At 43.9% G+C, this 18,484-nt stretch carries 11 protein-coding genes; 10 read left to right on the forward strand and 1 reads right to left on the reverse strand.

Features of this window, described 5'->3' with window-relative positions; translation table 11 throughout:
- Nucleotides 1–7: 7 nt before the first annotated feature.
- The 8 genes from mazG (at nucleotide 8) to ACJJIQ_RS03795 (ending at nucleotide 7,643) form a co-directional block, all read left to right on the forward strand.
- A complete protein-coding gene (mazG, locus tag ACJJIQ_RS03760; protein WP_445363751.1) occupies nucleotides 8–835 on the forward strand; it encodes a nucleoside triphosphate pyrophosphohydrolase in 828 nt (275 codons plus the stop codon).
- 176 nt (nucleotides 836–1,011) lie between these two features.
- Entirely contained in the window at nucleotides 1,012–1,665 is a 654-nt protein-coding gene (gene adk / locus ACJJIQ_RS03765; protein WP_282931972.1) for an adenylate kinase, read from the forward strand.
- Between the two features lie 169 nt (nucleotides 1,666–1,834).
- Nucleotides 1,835–2,833 carry a ferrochelatase gene (gene hemH, locus ACJJIQ_RS03770; protein ID WP_282931973.1) on the forward strand — a complete coding sequence of 333 codons (999 nt, stop codon included), beginning with the start codon at nucleotides 1,835–1,837 and terminating at the stop codon, nucleotides 2,831–2,833.
- Between the two features lie 266 nt (nucleotides 2,834–3,099).
- Nucleotides 3,100–3,897, forward strand: a complete 798-nt coding sequence (locus ACJJIQ_RS03775; protein WP_413662735.1) for a hypothetical protein — start codon at nucleotides 3,100–3,102, stop codon at nucleotides 3,895–3,897.
- A 159-nt stretch (nucleotides 3,898–4,056) separates the two neighbouring features.
- The gene (gene tsaB / locus ACJJIQ_RS03780; RefSeq protein ID WP_445361407.1) at nucleotides 4,057–4,755 is read left to right on the forward strand and encodes a tRNA (adenosine(37)-N6)-threonylcarbamoyltransferase complex dimerization subunit type 1 TsaB; all 699 of its coding nucleotides are present in this window, start codon (nucleotides 4,057–4,059) and stop codon (nucleotides 4,753–4,755) included.
- 6 nt (nucleotides 4,756–4,761) lie between these two features.
- Nucleotides 4,762–5,559, forward strand: a complete 798-nt coding sequence (locus ACJJIQ_RS03785) for an undecaprenyl-diphosphate phosphatase (RefSeq protein WP_282931976.1) — start codon at nucleotides 4,762–4,764, stop codon at nucleotides 5,557–5,559.
- A 5-nt stretch (nucleotides 5,560–5,564) separates the two neighbouring features.
- Nucleotides 5,565–6,446, forward strand: coding sequence for an NAD(P)-dependent oxidoreductase (locus ACJJIQ_RS03790; protein WP_444911198.1), 882 nt, complete (start codon nucleotides 5,565–5,567; stop codon nucleotides 6,444–6,446).
- A gap of 66 nt (nucleotides 6,447–6,512) precedes the next feature.
- Nucleotides 6,513–7,643 carry a tRNA-queuosine alpha-mannosyltransferase domain-containing protein gene (locus ACJJIQ_RS03795; RefSeq protein ID WP_444911197.1) on the forward strand — a complete coding sequence of 377 codons (1,131 nt, stop codon included), beginning with the start codon at nucleotides 6,513–6,515 and terminating at the stop codon, nucleotides 7,641–7,643.
- A gap of 105 nt (nucleotides 7,644–7,748) precedes the next feature.
- Here ACJJIQ_RS03795 and ACJJIQ_RS03800 read toward each other — a convergent pair whose 3' ends face one another.
- Complete coding sequence (locus ACJJIQ_RS03800) at nucleotides 7,749–10,649, reverse strand: cellulose binding domain-containing protein (RefSeq protein ID WP_445363752.1); 2,901 nt, start codon at nucleotides 10,647–10,649, stop codon at nucleotides 7,749–7,751.
- An 880-nt stretch (nucleotides 10,650–11,529) separates the two neighbouring features.
- Between ACJJIQ_RS03800 and ACJJIQ_RS03805 the strand changes: the two genes are divergently transcribed.
- Both ACJJIQ_RS03805 and ACJJIQ_RS03810 read left to right on the forward strand, forming a co-directional pair.
- Nucleotides 11,530–13,611: a neutral/alkaline ceramidase gene (locus ACJJIQ_RS03805; RefSeq protein WP_445363753.1), complete on the forward strand. Its 2,082-nt coding sequence runs from the start codon at nucleotides 11,530–11,532 to the stop codon at nucleotides 13,609–13,611.
- Between the two features lie 844 nt (nucleotides 13,612–14,455).
- Nucleotides 14,456–18,448 carry a DUF6531 domain-containing protein gene (locus ACJJIQ_RS03810; RefSeq protein ID WP_445363754.1) on the forward strand — a complete coding sequence of 1,331 codons (3,993 nt, stop codon included), beginning with the start codon at nucleotides 14,456–14,458 and terminating at the stop codon, nucleotides 18,446–18,448.
- The last annotated feature ends 36 nt before the right edge of the window (nucleotides 18,449–18,484 follow it).

The following is an 18,484-nucleotide window of genomic DNA, read 5'->3' on the forward strand; positions in this document are numbered from 1 at the left end:
GAATAACGTGGAAAAGAATTACTCTGTGGAGGACCTCCTCCACTTGATGGCTCAGCTTCGCAGCCCTGAGGGCGGTTGCCCTTGGGACCTGAAACAGGACTTTGCCAGTATTGTCCCCTCTACGATTGAAGAGGCCTATGAGGTAGCAGAGGCTATTGAGCGGGAAGACTTTGAGCACCTGCACGAAGAACTCGGAGATCTGCTCTTCCAAGTCATTTTTTATGCCCAGTTAGGGCGTGAGAAAGACCACTTTGATTTCCCCCAGATTGTTGACACTTTGGTACGCAAACTAGTGCGCAGACATCCCCATGTCTTTCCAAGTGGAACCCTCTACGGCGACCGCTCTGTCGAAGCTCTTGATGAAGCTGAAGTAAAGAGGAATTGGGAGGCGATTAAAGAGGCCGAACGCACTGCCAAAGGGGATGCAGGAACCCTGGCAGGAGTAGCTGTGGGTCTTCCGGCTTTGACGCGTGCGGCCAAATTACAGAAGCGCGCCTCCCGTGTCGGTTTTGACTGGCCCAATATTGATGGTGTCCTCGATAAGATTGAGGAAGAGGTTGCAGAGTTGCGGGAGGCCGTGACAAATGGGGATACGGAGCATGCAAAGGAGGAGCTGGGGGATCTGCTTTTCTCTTGTGTGAATGCATCCCGCCACCTGAAGGTTGATCCTGAGGCAGCTTTGCGGGGGTGTAGCAGGAAATTTGAGCGGCGTTTTGGTTATGTTGAGTCCAGTTTACACAGTGAAGGTCGGCAAGTATCAGAGGCAACGCTGGAGGAACTGGACAGACTTTGGGACAAGGCCAAAGTTCAGCGGGAGCCCGGTGCTGATAGCTAGGGATCTTAACAGGCTTACATAGAGCGGAGCTTTAAGCCCCTTTTAGTACTCTGTGGTTTGTATGGATTGTGGGGGTATCGGTAGCAATCTTGCCCAATCTGAGGTGTGAGTGTAAGGTAGCGCTCTTTTAGCGCGGCGGCTTTTGGTTCGTCGATAGTATTGGAGGCTTACTGAACATGCGAATTATTCTCTTGGGCGCGCCGGGAGCCGGCAAGGGCACTCAGGCTCAATTCATAACAGAGAAGTTCGGCATTCCGCAGATCTCCACCGGCGATATGCTTCGCGCTGCGGTGAAGGCGGGTACCCCTCTTGGCCTACAGGCCAAGGATGTTATGGACGCGGGAAAATTGGTTTCTGACGACCTGATCATTGCGTTAGTTAAAGAGCGCATTGCCCAGGAAGACTGCGCTAAAGGGTTCCTGTTCGATGGTTTCCCTCGCACCATTCCCCAGGCTGAAGCCCTTCTGGAAGCCGATGTACATATCGATCATGTTCTGGAGATCGCTGTTGACGATGAAGAAATCGTAAAGCGTCTCTCGGGCCGCCGGGTTCATGAAAACTCTGGTCGCGTCTATCACATCGTATACAACCCGCCCAAGGCTGAGGGTGTCGATGATGTGACTGGCGAGGCACTGATCCAGCGTACAGATGATACTGAAGAAACTGTTCGCAACCGTTTGGCGGTTTATCACGAGCAGACGGCACCGCTGGTAGGCTTCTATCGCGAGCTGGAAGCACGCTCTCCTGAAGCGGCTCCCAAGTACAGCAAGGTAATGGGTGTTGGCGGTATGGATGAGATTCGCGAGAAAGTGTTGGAAGCTCTCAGCTGAGATCATCGCTAACATTTTTTAAAAGCCCCCACTTGGGGGCTTTTTTGTATCTCCAGAAGTGATATAGAGCGAGTTGATCACGGCGGTATTGGCCTGGCAGTATGCGCTCTTCCCTGCCTGATAACTGGCAGGATTTCTTGAAAGGATAAGATTTCTAACGGGGCGGTTTATGTCTACGGCAATAATTTTGATGAATTTAGGTACTCCAGCTGAGCCTACACCTACAGCAGTAAGAAGTTTTTTGCGGGAATTCCTTTCAGATCCGAGGGTTGTCGAGATACCGCGGCCAATCTGGCTGACCATATTGAACTGCTTGGTACTGCCTTTTCGTCCACAACGTATTGCCCCTGCCTATGCGGAAATATGGAATAGCAGTGCAGATGAAACAAAAGTGGAAGGATCGCCGCTTCTCTACTATACGCAGAAGCAAGCAGAGCTGTTGCAGCAGCGTTTAAAAGCAAAAGGTTGCGATGTCGCTGTTGAATATGCCATGACTTATGGTGAGCCCCGCCTCGACAACACCATAGAAACTCTGCGCGAGAAAGGTTTCGAGTCTTTTATAGTGCTTCCCCTATATCCCCAATATTCCGCTACCACAACTGCAGCAATTTATGATCAGGTGGCGCAAATTTTTCGCAATAGTCGCGATATTCCGGATATTTCTCTGATTCGAGATTATTACCAAAATCCGCTCTACATAAAATCCCTGGCCAATTCAGTAAAAGAACACTGGGAAAAAGCAGGGCCAGCGGAAAAATTGTTACTTTCATTTCACGGTATCCCAAAAGCCAATGTTGATAAGGGGGACCCCTATTATCGCCATTGCATGGAAACCGCACGGTTATTAGCGGATGAACTAGAAATCAGTGAGGATAAGTGGCAAGTCACATTTCAATCGCGCTTTGGTAAGGCAGAGTGGCTACAGCCATACACCGATAAGACCCTTATTGAATGGGGTAAAACAGGAGTTAGTAGTGTCGATATAATTTGCCCGGCTTTTTCTGCGGATTGCCTGGAAACATTGGAAGAAATTTCGGTAGAGAATCGCGCTAATTTTATTGATGCTGGGGGCAGTGACTACCGATATATTCCTGCATTAAATTTGCGTGAGGATCATATAGAGGCGCTTGCGGAAATTGTGCAAACTAAGCTCAATGGGACAAAATAATTTCTACCAAAGTGCTAAAACGGGACCCAAAAGTGAAAATTGATAAGAAAAATATACTTTTTTTATAAAAAGTTTCTCATTTTTCGCTTTTTTACTTGCAATGCCGGGTATTTTTATTAACTTTGATAAAGTTGTATCGAAATAGGCGGTGCGGCGCTCTGCATAAGTAATAAAAACGGCCGATTCCAGTTTTTATTCGATAGCTAAAAGGCAATGCTGCCGGCACACTTTTGGATGTACTTCTTCTTTCAGTGAGGAGACAAGGGATGGCAAGAGTAGTAAAAAAAGGTACACGCGCGAAACGAGCAACTAGTGCGACCGCAGCGTCGCCAGCGGTCGTGAAAGCGCAGAAGGCGGTAGATTCAGCGACTAAATCGCTGGATGCGCAAATGGACCGTGTTGCTAAGGCTAAGGCTCGAGCGCAGAAAAGTAATGCGGCAACAGCGAAAACTTCGCTGGCCAGTGCCAATAGTAAGGCAAAGGATTTGCGCGCCAAGCTGGCAGCGGCAAAGATGGATCTTGCCAAAGCTAAGGCTATGGATGCCGTACATATGGCTGAAGCTGCTGCAAAAGAAAAGGTGGAAAGTCTCTCTAAGAGCCTCTCCAGCAAAGCAGATAAAGAGTTAGCTGCCGCACTCAAGGCATTTGAAACACGCTGGGTAAAAACCAAAGAAAAGGCTCATGCCAAGAAATTGAAGGCTGCTGAGAAGAAGGCTGAAGCTAAGGTTAAAGCAGCTGCAAAGAAAGCTGCCGCTAAAGTTAAAGAGTTAGAGAAGAAGGCTAAAGCCAAATTAAAAGCCGAAACTCAAAAGGCCAAGAAGAAACCTGCAGTCAAGGCCACAGCAGCGAAAAAGCCTGGACGCCCCAAGAAGGCCGCCACAGCGACGGCGAAAAAAGCCGGTCGTCCAAAGAAGGCAGCTTCAGCGGCTAAGCCAGCAAAAAGAGTCGGACGACCCAAGAAAGCGACTGCGACAGCAGCTGCTAAGAAGGCTCCAGCCCGTCGCGGCCGTCCACCGAAGGCTGGTGCTGCCCGTCGAGGCCGGCCACCGAAAAAGGCCGCCTAGGGTCATAAATATGGGCTCAACGATGTGAACTTTGGCAGGCTCCTCATAAACCCCGGTTAGTCCGGGGTTTTTTAGTTGCGGGTTGCGATATTGGGCATGACTCCCCTCCGCTCCCGTGCCACAATTCCCTCCCTTTTTATGACCGGGATTAAGAACGCTGTGAAAATACTTGCCCTGGATACAACTTCGGGCGCCTGTTCTGTTGCTCTCATATCTGATGGCCAGCTAATTGAGCGTTTTGTACAGGCAGAACGCGATCATACCCGTCGCCTTTTGCCAATGCTGGATGACGTTCTCGCAGAAGCCGGCATAAAGCTGGCAGGCCTGGATGCTCTTGCTGTCAGCCGCGGGCCGGGGTCATTTACTGGTCTCCGTATAGCAATTAGTAGCGTGCAGGGGTTGGCTTATGCTGCAGATCTACCGGTGGTTCCGGTTTCCAGCCTCGCAGCCCTAGCACTTGGAGCTCGGCGATCGCACCCGGACTGGGGAAAGTCACCCGTCGTGGCAATGCTGGATGCTCGTATGCAACAAGTATATTGGGGGGTTTATTCCAGTGACTCTCCCTGCGATAGCTTGATCCCGGAGGCGGTACAGAACCCGGAGGAGGTTCTGCTGTCTTTAGAGAAATCGGAGATTTGTACTCCGATCTATGGGGCGGGCCCGGGATTACATTATGAGGCTTTTGAAGGGGCGTCATTGGCTGCCGTTGATCAAGCCAGCCTCATTCACGCTCGGGATATAGCGCAGCTGGCAGTACCACTATGGGAGCAGGGTCATACAGTGACCGCTGAAGAGCTTGAGCCTGTTTATTTGCGCAATGAAGTGACTTGGAAGAAAAGACAAAAAATCCGATCTTAATAACACATGGAAACATTTCAGATTGTAATTTTGGCCCTGATACAGGGGCTGACAGAGTTTCTGCCCATCTCCAGTTCCGCGCACTTGATCTTACCTTCTGAGGTATTGGGTTGGCAGGACCAGGGGCTGGCCTTCGATGTTGCTGTTCATTTTGGCTCTTTACTGGCAGTAGTTTTCTATTTCCGCAAAGATATTTGGGTGCTGATTAGGGATGGTCTAGGAGGGTTTACGGATAAACAATTTACCGATGAGGGGCGGCTGGCCTGGTTAATTGTTCTCGCTACTATACCTGTGGGACTGATAGGCCTGGTATTCAAAGGGTTCATAGAAACTCACCTGCGTTCAGCCGGTGTTATCGCTGCTACGACTATTGGCTTTGGTATTTTACTGTGGTGGGCTGATGCAAAGGGGCGCAGGGTCGAATCTCTAGCCCAGTTAAATTGGAAAAAAGCACTTCTGATTGGCTTATCACAGGTGTTGGCCCTAATCCCTGGCACCTCCCGCTCTGGTATCACAATGACTGCTGGTTTGATGCTTGGCATGAAGAGAGAGGCTGCAGCGCGCTTTTCGTTCCTGATGTCTATTCCTGTTATTGCCCTCAGCGCTATTTTGTTAACGATTGAATTACTTGCACTGGAAAGTGTTCCATGGAATGACTTGCTGCTTGGTACCGTTTTATCTTGTATTAGTGCTTATTTGTGTATTCATTTTTTCCTTCAATTTATTAGCCGCATTGGGATGGCTCCATTCGCGATTTATCGCTTGGTTCTCGGTGTAATACTTATTTGGATGGTATGGGGGTAGAGGAAATGGCAACAGTTGCATTTATTGGCTTGGGGGTGATGGGATATCCCATGGCGGGGCATCTTTCTAATGCTGGTCACATGGTGCGAATTTACAATCGCACTGTTAGCCGTGCGGATCAATGGCTACAAGAATATGATGGAGAGAGCTTTGCAACGCCCGCTGAAGCCGCAAAGGGCGCGGAGGTTGTTTTTGCCTGTGTAGGCAATGACAACGATCTCCGCCAAGTGGTGACAGGAGAGCAGGGGGCATTCACGAGTATGGATGACGGGGCTTTGTTTGTAGATCATACAACAGCCTCTGCCGATGTTGCTCGGGAATTGGCAGTTGCAGCTGGCGAAAAGGGAATCGGTTTTCTGGATGCCCCTGTCTCTGGAGGCCAGGCCGGCGCTGAGAATGGTGCTTTAACGGTTATGTTTGGGGGAGATAAGGCAGACTTTGATAAAGTGCAACCTCTTATCGACTGTTATGCGCGGGCGAGCAACCTGATGGGGCCAGTAGGTAGCGGCCAGCTGTGTAAAATGGTCAATCAAATTTGTATCGCGGGTGTCGTTCAGGGGCTTGCTGAAGGTTTACATTTTGCCAAGGCAGCTGGCCTCGATGGAGAGCAGGTTGTTGATGTGATATCCAAGGGGGCGGCACAGAGCTGGCAAATGGAAAACCGCTCAAAAACTATGTTAGCTGGCGAGTATGACCACGGTTTTGCTGTGGACTGGATGCGTAAGGATTTGGCTATAGTCCTTCAAGAGGCACAACATAACGGAGCTTTACTGCCCGTAACTGCCCTGGTAGACCAGTTTTATAGTGAGGTACAAGCTATTGGTGGTGCTCGTTGGGATACTTCCAGCTTGTTTGCACGATTAATGAATGTGCGCTCTTTCGATTAACCCCTCCGATCAATAGCTACCGGGGTTAAGTTTGATCCCGGTGCCGCTTCTTCTTGTTACTATTTAATGAAAGTTTTATTACTCTCCGCTTATGATGCGGACAGTCACAAGCGATGGCGTAAAGGGCTGGTAGCGGCATTTTCTGATTGGCAATGGACCGTACTAACCTTACCACCGCGATACTTTAGCTGGCGAATTCGCGGTAATAGCCTTTCCTGGGGCCGTGGGGAAACTGCGCAAATATTGAAGCAGCGTTGGGACCTTATTGTTACAACCTCAATGACCGATCTAAGTGCCTTGTGCGGTTTAGTTCCTGAAATCGTTAGGGTGCCTACAGTTGTATATTTTCATGAGAATCAATTTGCTTACCCAGTGAGCTCTGATGCGTTTCGATCGGTAGAACCCCAGTTGTTGAATATTTACACGGCCTTGTCCGGTGATCTGGTCTTGTTCAACTCTGAATACAACCGCAGTACCTTGTTAGGAGGAGTAAAGAAATTACTCAAGCGCTTTCCTGATTGTGTTCCTCCCGGAATTTGTGAGGAGATTGAAGAAAAGTCGCGAGTTCTTCCTGTGCCAATAGAAGACATCGTTTTTGATAGTGCGAAAACTGAAGAGGCCTTTTCCTGGAGCTCCTGCGCAGAGAGCATTTATGGGGGCGAGATAGGTCAAGATACTTTGATTATCAGTTGGGCGGCCCGTTGGGAATATGACAAAGGCGCGGACCGATTGCTGGATATCCTTCGGGGCTTGAAAGCCAGAAATGTTAAGTTTCTTGTTAATCTAATGGGGCAGTCATTTCGTAATAGCCCTGCTGAGTTTGCTCAAATACAAGAAGAGTTTGCCGACCATTTATTGGTACTCGGGTATCTCGAAAGCGCTAAAGACTATCGTCAAGTACTGCGACATAGCCATATATTCCTTTCTACGGCTTACCATGAATTCCAGGGGCTGGCGGTGATGGAAGCAGCTATTCTCGGTGCGACTCCACTGGTGCCAGATGAACAGTGCTACCCAGAGTTCTATTCCGAGAACTTCTGTTATTCAGACTGTAATGATGCAGTAAAAAAGCTGGAATCAATGTTTTTGTCAATTCTATCGGGTTCAAAATTAAAAAAAGTTGATTTAAGTAATTTCTCAGGGAAAGTGATTTGGGCAGAATATAGGAAGCAGTTCTTAAATCTGGTTCAGAGTTAGGCCGGCTACTATAGAAGGCGGGTTTATAAAGGCTCCCAAAGTTATTGGTGAGTAAAAGCAGCGCCCTGAAAATTTTTAATCAGGGCCTGTTAAGCGAAATCCTAGCTAATTGGATACATGATCTATTGCTTTCAATAGCCCTTTATCTGGGATGTTACTGGGAAGAATACAAGAAGGAATATCTGAATGGCCAAGATTTTTACCATAAAGTAAGTTGCAAGCCATAATCTTGTGGCCCTCAGTTGTAGGGTGTACCGGGTCTCCAGTTGGGACAATATTTTCTTGGTCTGCTAAGAAAATATTTTTGGTATTGGAGGCCTCTGATAGTGACTTCCTGATTTTTTGATTATAAAAGTCCGTACAGTAATTTTTCGGATCTTGTCCGTCTAAATCACTTCGGCGAGGGATAGTTGAAATTACGAATGCAATTTTCTCTGTTGGAATATCTATGCTCTCAAAGTAATTTTGTATTCTATCTGTTATTGATATGCCTTGAATATTATTGGGTGATGATATTATCTTACTAACGACCATATTTAGCTTCTGGGCGGATTCACTATTTTCTTCTATAGGAAGGCTACAATCAATCGCATTATTCATGCTAAGGAAGGTGATGTCGTTAGTCCCGAGCTGTATAGGTATGACAACGCTATCCTCAGAGGTTATATCCCGCGTTAAATTGCAGGCTTGATTAGTGAGCCAGCCAGAACTAGTTTCTCCCTCCATGCACATTTCGCTGAGAAATTGATTGAAGTTCTTGATGGAATTGAGGCAGTTGGTGAAATTGTAGCCTGGGGTGATTTGATGGCCTATCGGATCAAGATAGCAAAGTAAATCGCTGGTTGTAGCTCCAGGTATCCCAGAGTGCCAGTAATTCTTGGTCTGTTGAGACATATCATCAGGGCCTGTTGGTCCAGTGATAGTGCCAATCGTTTCTAGTTGTTTTCCATTGTATTTTAGAATTAGCTGCTCACTGGTAGATTCTTGATCTATAGGAAAGATTGAGTTGCCATCGGCCGCTTTGGCAAGATAGTCCCAGATCTGGCTACGAAATCCGTTTGAATTATAAGGGAGTGTTGTCATGCCGTAAGTAATCGAATCACCAATAAACCATAGCTTAATACTGCTATTATCTGAATGTTCATTGGGCTGATTGGGGGGCTGACTAGGTTGTGAAGGTTCAGTTGTGAGTGTACCCGTGCAGTTGCCAATTATAATTGGTGGGATGTTTTCTCCAGAGTAATCTGCATTAAACCCAAAAGCCTGGGCCTCTCCTGGCGGAATAGATGATTCACTAGTAACAGTTATTGTCCCGTTACTTTCTGCGATTTGTGCATTCCAGAAGTGTGTGATTGATTGGTTACCTTGCCAGTTCCACTGTAGCTGCCATTTATCAAGAGAAGTCTTTCCTTTATTATAAATAACCACATTTGCCATAAAACCATTCCCCCAATCGTTTTGAACTGTATATTCCACATTACACTGGCCTGAAGGTTCACCGGGTTCTTCCGGTACAGTAGGGGGAGTGTCAGGTTTGGGCTGTGGTGGTGGGGTTTTCGATGATTCAAACCATTTTAAGGCATAGGCTCGAAATTCACTTTCTGACGGAAGGGAGGAGTTTTCCATATAATAGTTATCTAAGAATGCTCTCGCATCCTTATAGTACTCTTGGTGAGTCTTATAAATCTCCTTTTTATTACCATCCTTGTCAATCAGCCAGTAGCCAGTGAATTCACTGATCCAGCTATCATATTCATTGTCATACATTTGCCAGTACAAAATAAATGGAGCACCCCACTGGAGCGCCGTTTTTATTACATTGCGTGATAGCAAATCCTGGGCTTCGCCAGAGCGGGCTCCCCAATCCTTAAACCAGGACTCTCCGTAACCATATTCGCCAATGAAAACCCGCTTTTCAAATGGCAGCCCAGATTTTTTGGGAAGATTTGAGTTGATAAATTCTAGAGCTGAAGTCAACTCACTATGTAGAGTGGCAAAATCTGAATGCTTTTCTTTGGTAGTGAGATCGTAAGCTGAATAAGACACTAAATCTACATTAGTATGGGGAAGTACGGCATTGGTTATCCGTTCTTTGCCCTGTATTGCAGATTCAACCCTATTGACCTCAATATAGTGATATAAGTTAACGTCAGAGTGGGTGATATTTGCTTTGGCATCGTCAATGGCTTTTTGTCGAATATTGATCCAGTCAATTAGACCCTGTAAACGCTTAGGAGGGATAGTTTCCTGACTGTCATCTCTAGTACCATCAGTTTTTTGAACCAGGTTCCAATCGCCTTCCCAATGCCCGATCATGAATGTCTTACCGGAGCCGTTATATTCAGTTAGTAAATATTCAGCCAACGAATAAATTTTGTCATATTGCCAGTTTAGCTCTTCTTCACTCATTCCTTTGTTATCCATCCAGGAACCTGAGTCCTCAACCCAAAACATGTAGATGGAGAAATCCATTTCCAAGACTTGCTGAAATTCTGGTATTTCTTTCAGTATTCGCTTGAATTGATAGTCGAGTCCAGAGTTACTTAGCTCGCTATATAGGCTCGGAGAAAGGGCAATCTTGAGTAAGTTAGAGCCCATTGAGTAAATGGCTTCAGCACTTTCAACAAGTGATCCCTTATCTGTAAATGTATACCTAGGGTTTATCGTTTGAGTGCCTAAAATTAAATTGTATTGTGAAAGGGGGTCTAGCAGGTCTTGTGAAGGTGGGGTCGGATCTGGTTTATTGATGGTGTTGTTGCAACTAGCGTTAATATGAGTAGGCGTCTTTTCACCACCCGAGTAGCGAATATTAAAACCAAAAGATTGGGCTTGGTCAACGGGTACTCTTACATAGCCTTGTTTTCCAACTACAGAGATCAGGTTTTCATCCTGGGCTGAAGTAGCATTCCATATATGTGTGACTTCTTGGTCTGAGGGCCATTGCCATGAAAGTTCCCAGTCACTTATTGGCTCGGTACCTGTATTACGTACAACCACTGAAGCCATATATCCGTCTTCCCATTCGCTCTGTATCGTCATTTGTACATCGCACTTTTGACCGGCCAGGGATGGTAGGGATAAGAAGGTCAATATGGAAAAAACTGAGAGGGGGAGAAGTTTAGCGTGCATTATTTATGTATCTATATGGATTACTGCAGAGTAATCAGATATTGATAGCTACATAAAGTTCACATATTTATAGTCAGGGGCGTCAAATGCTAAAAGGGCCGATTATCAATGTTATCCAACTTCCACCTTATTTCCTGTCAAGACAACTTTGAATGTTAAGTACAGATGTTTGCCTAATTAATTGTTAATTTAATTGTTTTTGTGAACAAGAGGTCAATCTATAGAATATAATTGGAAACTGGTTGAGTGCTAATTTTGAATAACGAAAGTTTTTTACATTTCCTCTCTAAACGCAATTCAAATCCCCTAATCTATCCTTTCTTTACAGTCATTTTTAGATTGTGCTTGCTTAAATTGTAAATATTTAGGTTTGCCGCAGTTCAGAAAATCTTCGCATATTTAAAATTATTTTACTTTCGAATCTAAATTAACGGATTTATGGCGGGCAATTACTCTGCGGGTGCTACCAAATACAGCCAGTTAGGGTATTCTGAACATGCGTACTAGAGCTGTACTCTCAGTTCCAGTGTGCTGACAGCAAGGAGGTTATGGCTACTATGTGTTTTTTTAGAATAATAAAGCCGCTTTTCAGGATGAGATAATAAAAGCCAAGATTACATTGGCTAACTATCTAGAGAGCCGCGTCCGAGTCGATCGGAAGTGGCTTATTCAGGTATCAATTTTCAACGAAAAGGATACGCCTTCACTTCTGTGAACTGGCGAATGTACTCCTGCGTGTATAGATTCTGGAGAAAAAATGAAAAAAATAATTAATGGTTACGTCATTGCTTTAATAGTATTTATTGGAGCTTCTTCCACTGTTAAAGCATCTGACTGGCGTGTTGGTGTTGGTAAGTATGATATAACTGGCCCGGCAGCAGATGTTGGAATGGTAGGATATGGAGAAACGGGGCAGACAACCAAGGGAATTCATACCCGTTTATGGTCCCGCGCATTCATAATTTCTGATAGCTCTGAAAATGAGCGTTTGGTATTCGTATCAGCAGATCTGCAAGGTATTCCGCAGGGCGTGAAGCAGGGTGTCGTTGATAAATTAAAAAATCTCTATGGTAATAGTAAGTACACCGAAAAGAATGTGATGCTGACTGCTACACATACCCATGTAGGTCCTGGCGGGTATGATCATTATGTCATGTTGAATATGAGTGCTCTCGGGTATGCGGAAGATAACTATGACGCGATTGTTGATGGTATTTTTCAGTCAATCGTTGAAGCAGATAGTGGACTAACTCCAGGTGATATCTTTATTGAGCAGGGGATACTACTCGATACCAGTATCAATCGAAACCCATACCCTTATTCAGAAAATACTGATGCAAGCGACCATCAATACGATACCAATAAAACCATGACCCAACTCAAGTTGGTTGATGCCAACAACAAAGCACTGGGGGTTATTAATTGGTTTGCAGTACACAATGTCTCTTTAGGGACAGGGCAGCGGCAACTTAGCGGGGATAATAAGGGGGCGGCGAGTCAATTGCTGGAGTCTTGGGCTGCCGAGCAGGGTGCTGCAAGTCAATTTACTGCGGCATTTGCCAATAGTAATTTAGGTGATGCGTCTCCGAATATTTGTGGCCCTAGGGATGGATGCGGAAATTCTGAGTATGAAAGTTTACTTTTATCTGCTGAAAAGCAAGTTGCAAAAGCTCAGTCTCTTTACCAATCAGCTACTGTGAAACTTGAAGGTGGATTAGATTATCGACATCAACATATCTATTTCCCTGGCTATACTGTAGCAGATGAATTTACCGGTGAGGGGCAAATAGATATTTGTGAAGGTGCTGTTGGCTGGTCATTTACTGCAGGATCAAGTTGGGACGGTCCCAGCAATATTGATGGTATTTTTGAGGGAATGTCTGTTGAAAATGAGGGGGTGGATTGGGATAGAGATGTGGGACTATTCGAATCGGCTATTAATGGTTATCCACTTTTTGGCCTGATGAGTGCATTCTCTGCAGCCGCTGTATATGAGGATACTCAGGATGACCCCTGCCAGTACCCCAAACCTACATTTGTAGAGCGTGAGGTAATAGGCCAAGCACTTTATACCCCTTACCTACCTTTCCAAATGTTTCGCATAGGCTCACTTGTTTTGGTCGCCGCCCCGGGTGAAATGACGACTATGGCAGGCCGACGTCTTGAGGCTGAAGTCTTGTCAGCTTTTGAAGGAAGCGGTGTAAACACTGTGGTGATTGCCGGTTTGGCAAATGCTTATTCCGGTTACATAACTACCCCTGAAGAGTTTGATAGGCAGCACTATGAGGGAGCACATACCATATACGGCCCCAATACCCTTGCAGCCTATAGACAGATTTATACCGAAATGACACACGCTATGGTCAATGGCGTAGATATTACTGCAGGGCCTACTCCGAAAGATCTGTCTGATGACCAAATCATTAATGTAATTGGAGTTGTTTATGATGATAAACGCCTATGGGAGTCTTTTGGTCAAGTCTGGGATGATGTAGGTACCAGCTACAGTGCTGGCGATACTGTATCTGTCACTTTCCGTTCTGGCCATCCCCGAAATGACCTGAAGACTGAGAGTACGTTCATTGAGGTACAGCGTAAAGTTAACGGTAGTTGGGAAACTTATCTTACCGATGATGATTTGGATACACGCTTTATTTGGACACGAGATACGGCTATTGATTGTATGGCCTGTTCATTTGCTGAAGGACAGTGGATCATCGGAGATGATGCGCCATCAGGCACTTACCGAATAAAGCACTTTGGTAACTGGAAGAGTGGTTGGACTGGGAAGATTTCCAGCTATTCAGGTAAATCGAGCAGTTTTACTGTTAGCAATTAGAGTTCATCACAAATCGGCTGGATAATCTAGCCGATTTGCATGTCGATACTTGTAATAGACGTGATATGTTCTACCGCTGAATCATTATTAGGTGTTTATTATACATTTGAGCGAATACTATAAATTACGGCAAAAATTTAATAGAGTTCAAGTGTTCTCTTTGAGATTAGTTTGTCACCCATAACTTCAAACTATATTTAATGTCGCTAAATGGTACTTTTTTGTCAGAATATGCTGCCATATATCGCTTGACTGTGATTTTCTTTCTTTGACCCTAGTCAAATTTAATTGCACTATATGCAGTGTACTCTCCTGTAATCGTTTTTTCCTATCGCAACAATACGAATTAAGTTAGCTTTCACCTAATTTCTAGTTACTCCGAAAGATGGTGGTATGTTAGGTATCTTGGAGGATTGGCTTAGTAGCTATTAGATAGGGATTATAACTATTTCGTTTAGATCATTTGAAAAGTCTTTAGATGTGGATGAATTATGGTTTTCCTATTGGTATAGCTTTTGATGTTGCTATTTTGACTTTTAATATTTTGCTTGTGATAGTGAAGACTTGAATGTGAATCGAGAGCTTATTGTTCCCGGCTTTGAAACCCGCACTACTAAACTTCACACTCATTGTCAAAATTTTGGACGTAGAAACTGTTCTTGGTTCAGCCGGTTTTTTAAAACCGATGTAAGAAGGCTGAAATATATTTCTTTGTCCTTTGAAAGAAAAATCGTCCCAGTAGAAATGATTATGTCGAAGTTGAGCACCTAGTTTAGGTGCTTTGAATGGATTCGTTTTTTGATGACCGCAGAATAGTCGGTCAGCGGTTGATAGGATTTAACTTTTGATACAGCTCTATATCGAAAACTCTCAGGGCTCTCGTTATACGGTGCGGCCTGGATGGATATGCCAGACGGGTCCCTCTAGAAAGATTGATGCTGCTGAATTATTGAGGATGTTCGATACTAACACTCTTCAGTTAGTATATGACCAGTACCTTGGCTTATACACAACCTTTGCGCCAGATATAGACCCTGAGCAAGAGCGTCCCCCATCTCAATCGCGATTAAGTAATGTGCCTGGCTATCTTAATGAGCGGGATAAAGCCATTTATCTGGCATTGACTCAGGATCAACTGATTATTGAAGAGGCCCCACTGCCATATTCGGCATTGGGGGATCTACAAACAGAGTTGGTTGCTAAGATTCGTATGGGCTTGCAGCAAATTATTACGCAGGAAGTTGCAGATAAGGCTTTTATTAGCCAGCAAACTGATTGGAGTTGGGTGAAGCGTGTAACAACTGTAAAAAAGAAAGTAAAAGAAACTGACAGTTCTGTGTGGCGCTTATCGATTTGGTCAAAGAGTGCTGTTGATGTTGAGAAAATAGTAAGTCCAGCACGTCAATCATTTGAGTTTAGCTCTGCAGCAATCAATTATGTCTTATATGAAGAAACTCCAGAAGAAGAAGCTGATGAATGTGTAACCTCCCTGTATCGAGGTGTGATTGATGTACTAGGTTTTAATCCCAGTTCTGTTTCAAAAAAGCAGCTCCGCTTGAGTTTCAACATAGCTGAGGTTATTTATAGTGACCCAACTCTTCGGGGAGCAGTTTTTCATTTTGCCCAGGACTACATCAAAACACAACATAGCTTGCAGCACACAAACTTAACTGCAAGTGGTATTTTTGAGATCATTTTGACTATAGCACTTGCGGCATTGACTGAGGGAGATGTAGCTATAACATCCTTAACTAAGAATGAGCACTTAGTGAATGCTTTCCGTAATATTGGCGATTTAATGTTTGATTTTGCCAGGACAAAAAAGCAAAGGAAAATACTTGCTAAAAATTCAGGATATCCGACAGTAGGCAAAAGCACTGCTGTATCCGGAAAGAAAACCCCAAAAATAGCTGCACCCCGAAAAAATAGTCGAAATTTAGTGCAAGTCAAAGTGGGTAACGAGCTGCGAGAAAATAAAAGGGGTAGAGAACAAGCTTTCACAGTGCCCCATGATGTAAAGTCTGAATTTTATAAGATAAATTGTGTCAGGGATTATTCATATGATACTGATAACCACATTAGCGAAGTAGGTGAAAATTATAACTCCGATATATGTCAGAGCGATAATGTTACTGGTGAAGTAACTAGGTCTGTAAATCTAAAAACTGGAGAGGTTCAGTTTACTTTAGAAGATTTGGTATTGGAGGGGGCACTACCCTTATCGGTAACTCGTACCTATCGCAGTAGTAATTCAAGAAATTTCGGATTGGGTTGTGGCTGGACTCATACATTTAGCGAGCGCTTGGTTTGGCGTCCAGGCAAACCCATACTCTTCTTTGATTCTGAAGGTAGAATAATTAGCTTGCCAGCTCCCGGAAATAGCTCGCGCAGTCATAATATTTATGAGAGATTAACTCTCACGCGAGTAAACGATGAGCATTGGATCATTACGACATATGGAATTTCCAATGGAGCACAAAGACATTTTAAAGCTACTGGTGAAACTGGTGCGTTAAAGCTCGCTGAGATTCGGGATGATAACGATAACTTTTATTTATTCAACTACTCAGGGGAGTATTTAAGATCGGTCGAGAGTAGTTCCGGTGAAATTTTATACATTAGCTCGCTTGATGAATCTCCTGAAAGTCACCTTATAAATACTTTGACAAAAGAAAATAATTCGGGAAGTTCTGAAGTAGTAGCTCAATATGTCTTTGATAGTGAAAATAATCTGACTGAAGCTGTAGACAGTGTTGGCAATAATGAAAAGTATGTTTATCACAAAGGCCTTATTAAAAAAAGAACTTTAAAAACTGGTTATAGTTTCTATTTTCAGTGGGATGCTGAGGGTAGTTCAGCGCATTGTATACGGCAGTGGGGGGACCCTATTGACGAAAAAGCTGCTTACAGTTATCAATTTATCTGGGAGGAAAGTGGTCACCGAGCAACGATGTGTGACACGAGAGGCGGGCGGCAACGTTTTCACTTCAATAATCGCGGATTACTCACGTTCCATCAAGATGCTGAAGGTGGAGAAACGTGGTATGAATACAGCGATCTAGGTCACGTTACAAAAGTACGGCTACCCAGTACTGATGGGACTATACGTGAGGAGTTATTCCGATATGACAATCAGGGTCGCTTGACCGAGAAGATAGATGTGGCCGGTAATAATTATCACATTGAATATAACAATGAAGGTCTCGCCACAAAGTATACTGATCCATCAGATAGCAGTTGGCAGTATAGTTACAATAAAAAAAGACAGCTGGTGGTAGCTGAAGACCCGCTCGGCAACCAAGTGAAATATGACTATACCTCTGCTGGCATGATTAATTCTATTAGTGACTCATTAGGTAATGTTACGAGTTATCTGTGGGGAAGCAGTAATAAGCTATTAAGAATAAGTTGCCCCTTCGGACGATCTATTGATTGTAGATATGATGTTGATATTCGCACGGAATTGTTAACGCCTGCTGAGACGAAAGAGTCTTCTTGCAAGAATGAGGATCAGGGTCGGATCAATGTTAAGGTTGCTCAAAAAGATACAGATATTCAGTGCAGATTTAACCAGCATGGATTAGTTTCAGAAATATTAGATAAGGATGGTAATTATACGCGTTATTCTTATAACGCACTCCATCAAATAAAGAGCAAGGCTAGTTCCAGTGGCAGTCAATTAGAATATCATTATGATGGAGAGGGCAATTTAATTTGCCTTATAAATGAAAAGGGTGAGTGTTATCGGCTGAAATATGATCTCAATAACCGATTAATAGAAGAGGAGGATTTCTATGGTCATGTTACCCACTATGCATATAATGTCGCTGGCCACTTAGTAAATTCTACGGAGGTAATTGCTTCTCAATCAGGCATTGGTACCGATATCTACTTTGAACGTGATTTGCTGGGCCAGTTAATAAAAGAAACTACGCTAGAGGGCGTTAATAGCTTTAGATATAATTGCCTAGGGCAACTGATCGAAGCTAAAAATAATTACTGTAGTCTGAAGTGGGAATATGATGCTAGTGGTCGTATTGTAGCGGAATGGCAAGATGATAGTAAGCTCAGTTATAAGTATGATATTTTAGGTAATCTTACGGCAACTTCACTATCCAGAAAAGAAGATGTTAAATTTATCTTTGATCATTCTGTGGAATCTGAGAATTCACCCTTCTCCTCAGTAAAAGGAAATTTCAATTCTTTGTTGATAAAAACAACCGAAGGGTTGAAGCCTCTGGACAATTATGATCCTCAGGTTTATGTGCAAGGCTTTATTGTCAGTAAATTTGAAAGGCCAATTGATACAGTTACAAATATTTTGAATTTATTGCCGAATAGTAGCTGTTCACTTACCAGAGTTAATCATTCCGGCAAGGTTAATAAAAATATCTTTAATGTTCATAATTTTTGTAAAAGTGATTCAGATCAGCTTCTTGCCTTCTTAATTTATGACCCCGCTGATAGTCTCCTAGGTAAGCTTAACTCGACGAGTAAGCTTGATAGTCAGATTCCTGACAATGAAGTTATTGAGAATAGAATCGTTGATAATGGCAATATATCCCGTGGTTATACCTCTTCTACAGGTCGTGTTGAAGAAGTTGGAGGGGAGGGGGCACAGAGGATTCGATACCATTATAATAGTCAGCAAAAGTTAATAAAAATAGAAAATCTAAAAGTAGAAAAAGGTGTAGAGAAATTTCAGGATGTGATTCGGTATCAATACGACCCCTTGGGGCGATGTGTAAGAAAGGAAAATTATGATGGTTGTGTTAGATTCTTTTGGTCTGGTGATACGCTTATTCAACAGCTTAAGAATGACGATCAAAGTAAATGAAGTATTATTTCGTAAAGGCTTATAAGTTGTCTGTGA

This window comes from Microbulbifer maximicatervae (SeqCode), assembly GCF_052468295.1.

Coding starts and splice junctions, on each gene's coding strand:
- adk (WP_282931972.1), top strand. CDS start 1,012: ATGCGAATTATTCTCTTGGGCGCGCCGGGAGCCGGCAAGGGCACTCAG.
- hemH (WP_282931973.1), top strand. CDS start 1,835: ATGTCTACGGCAATAATTTTGATGAATTTAGGTACTCCAGCTGAGCCT.
- ACJJIQ_RS03775 (WP_413662735.1), top strand. CDS start 3,100: ATGGCAAGAGTAGTAAAAAAAGGTACACGCGCGAAACGAGCAACTAGT.
- ACJJIQ_RS03785 (WP_282931976.1), top strand. CDS start 4,762: ATGGAAACATTTCAGATTGTAATTTTGGCCCTGATACAGGGGCTGACA.
- ACJJIQ_RS03790 (WP_444911198.1), top strand. CDS start 5,565: ATGGCAACAGTTGCATTTATTGGCTTGGGGGTGATGGGATATCCCATG.
- ACJJIQ_RS03795 (WP_444911197.1), top strand. CDS start 6,513: ATGAAAGTTTTATTACTCTCCGCTTATGATGCGGACAGTCACAAGCGA.
- ACJJIQ_RS03800 (WP_445363752.1), bottom strand. CDS start 10,649: ATGGCTTCAGTGGTTGTACGTAATACAGGTACCGAGCCAATAAGTGAC.
- ACJJIQ_RS03805 (WP_445363753.1), top strand. CDS start 11,530: ATGAAAAAAATAATTAATGGTTACGTCATTGCTTTAATAGTATTTATT.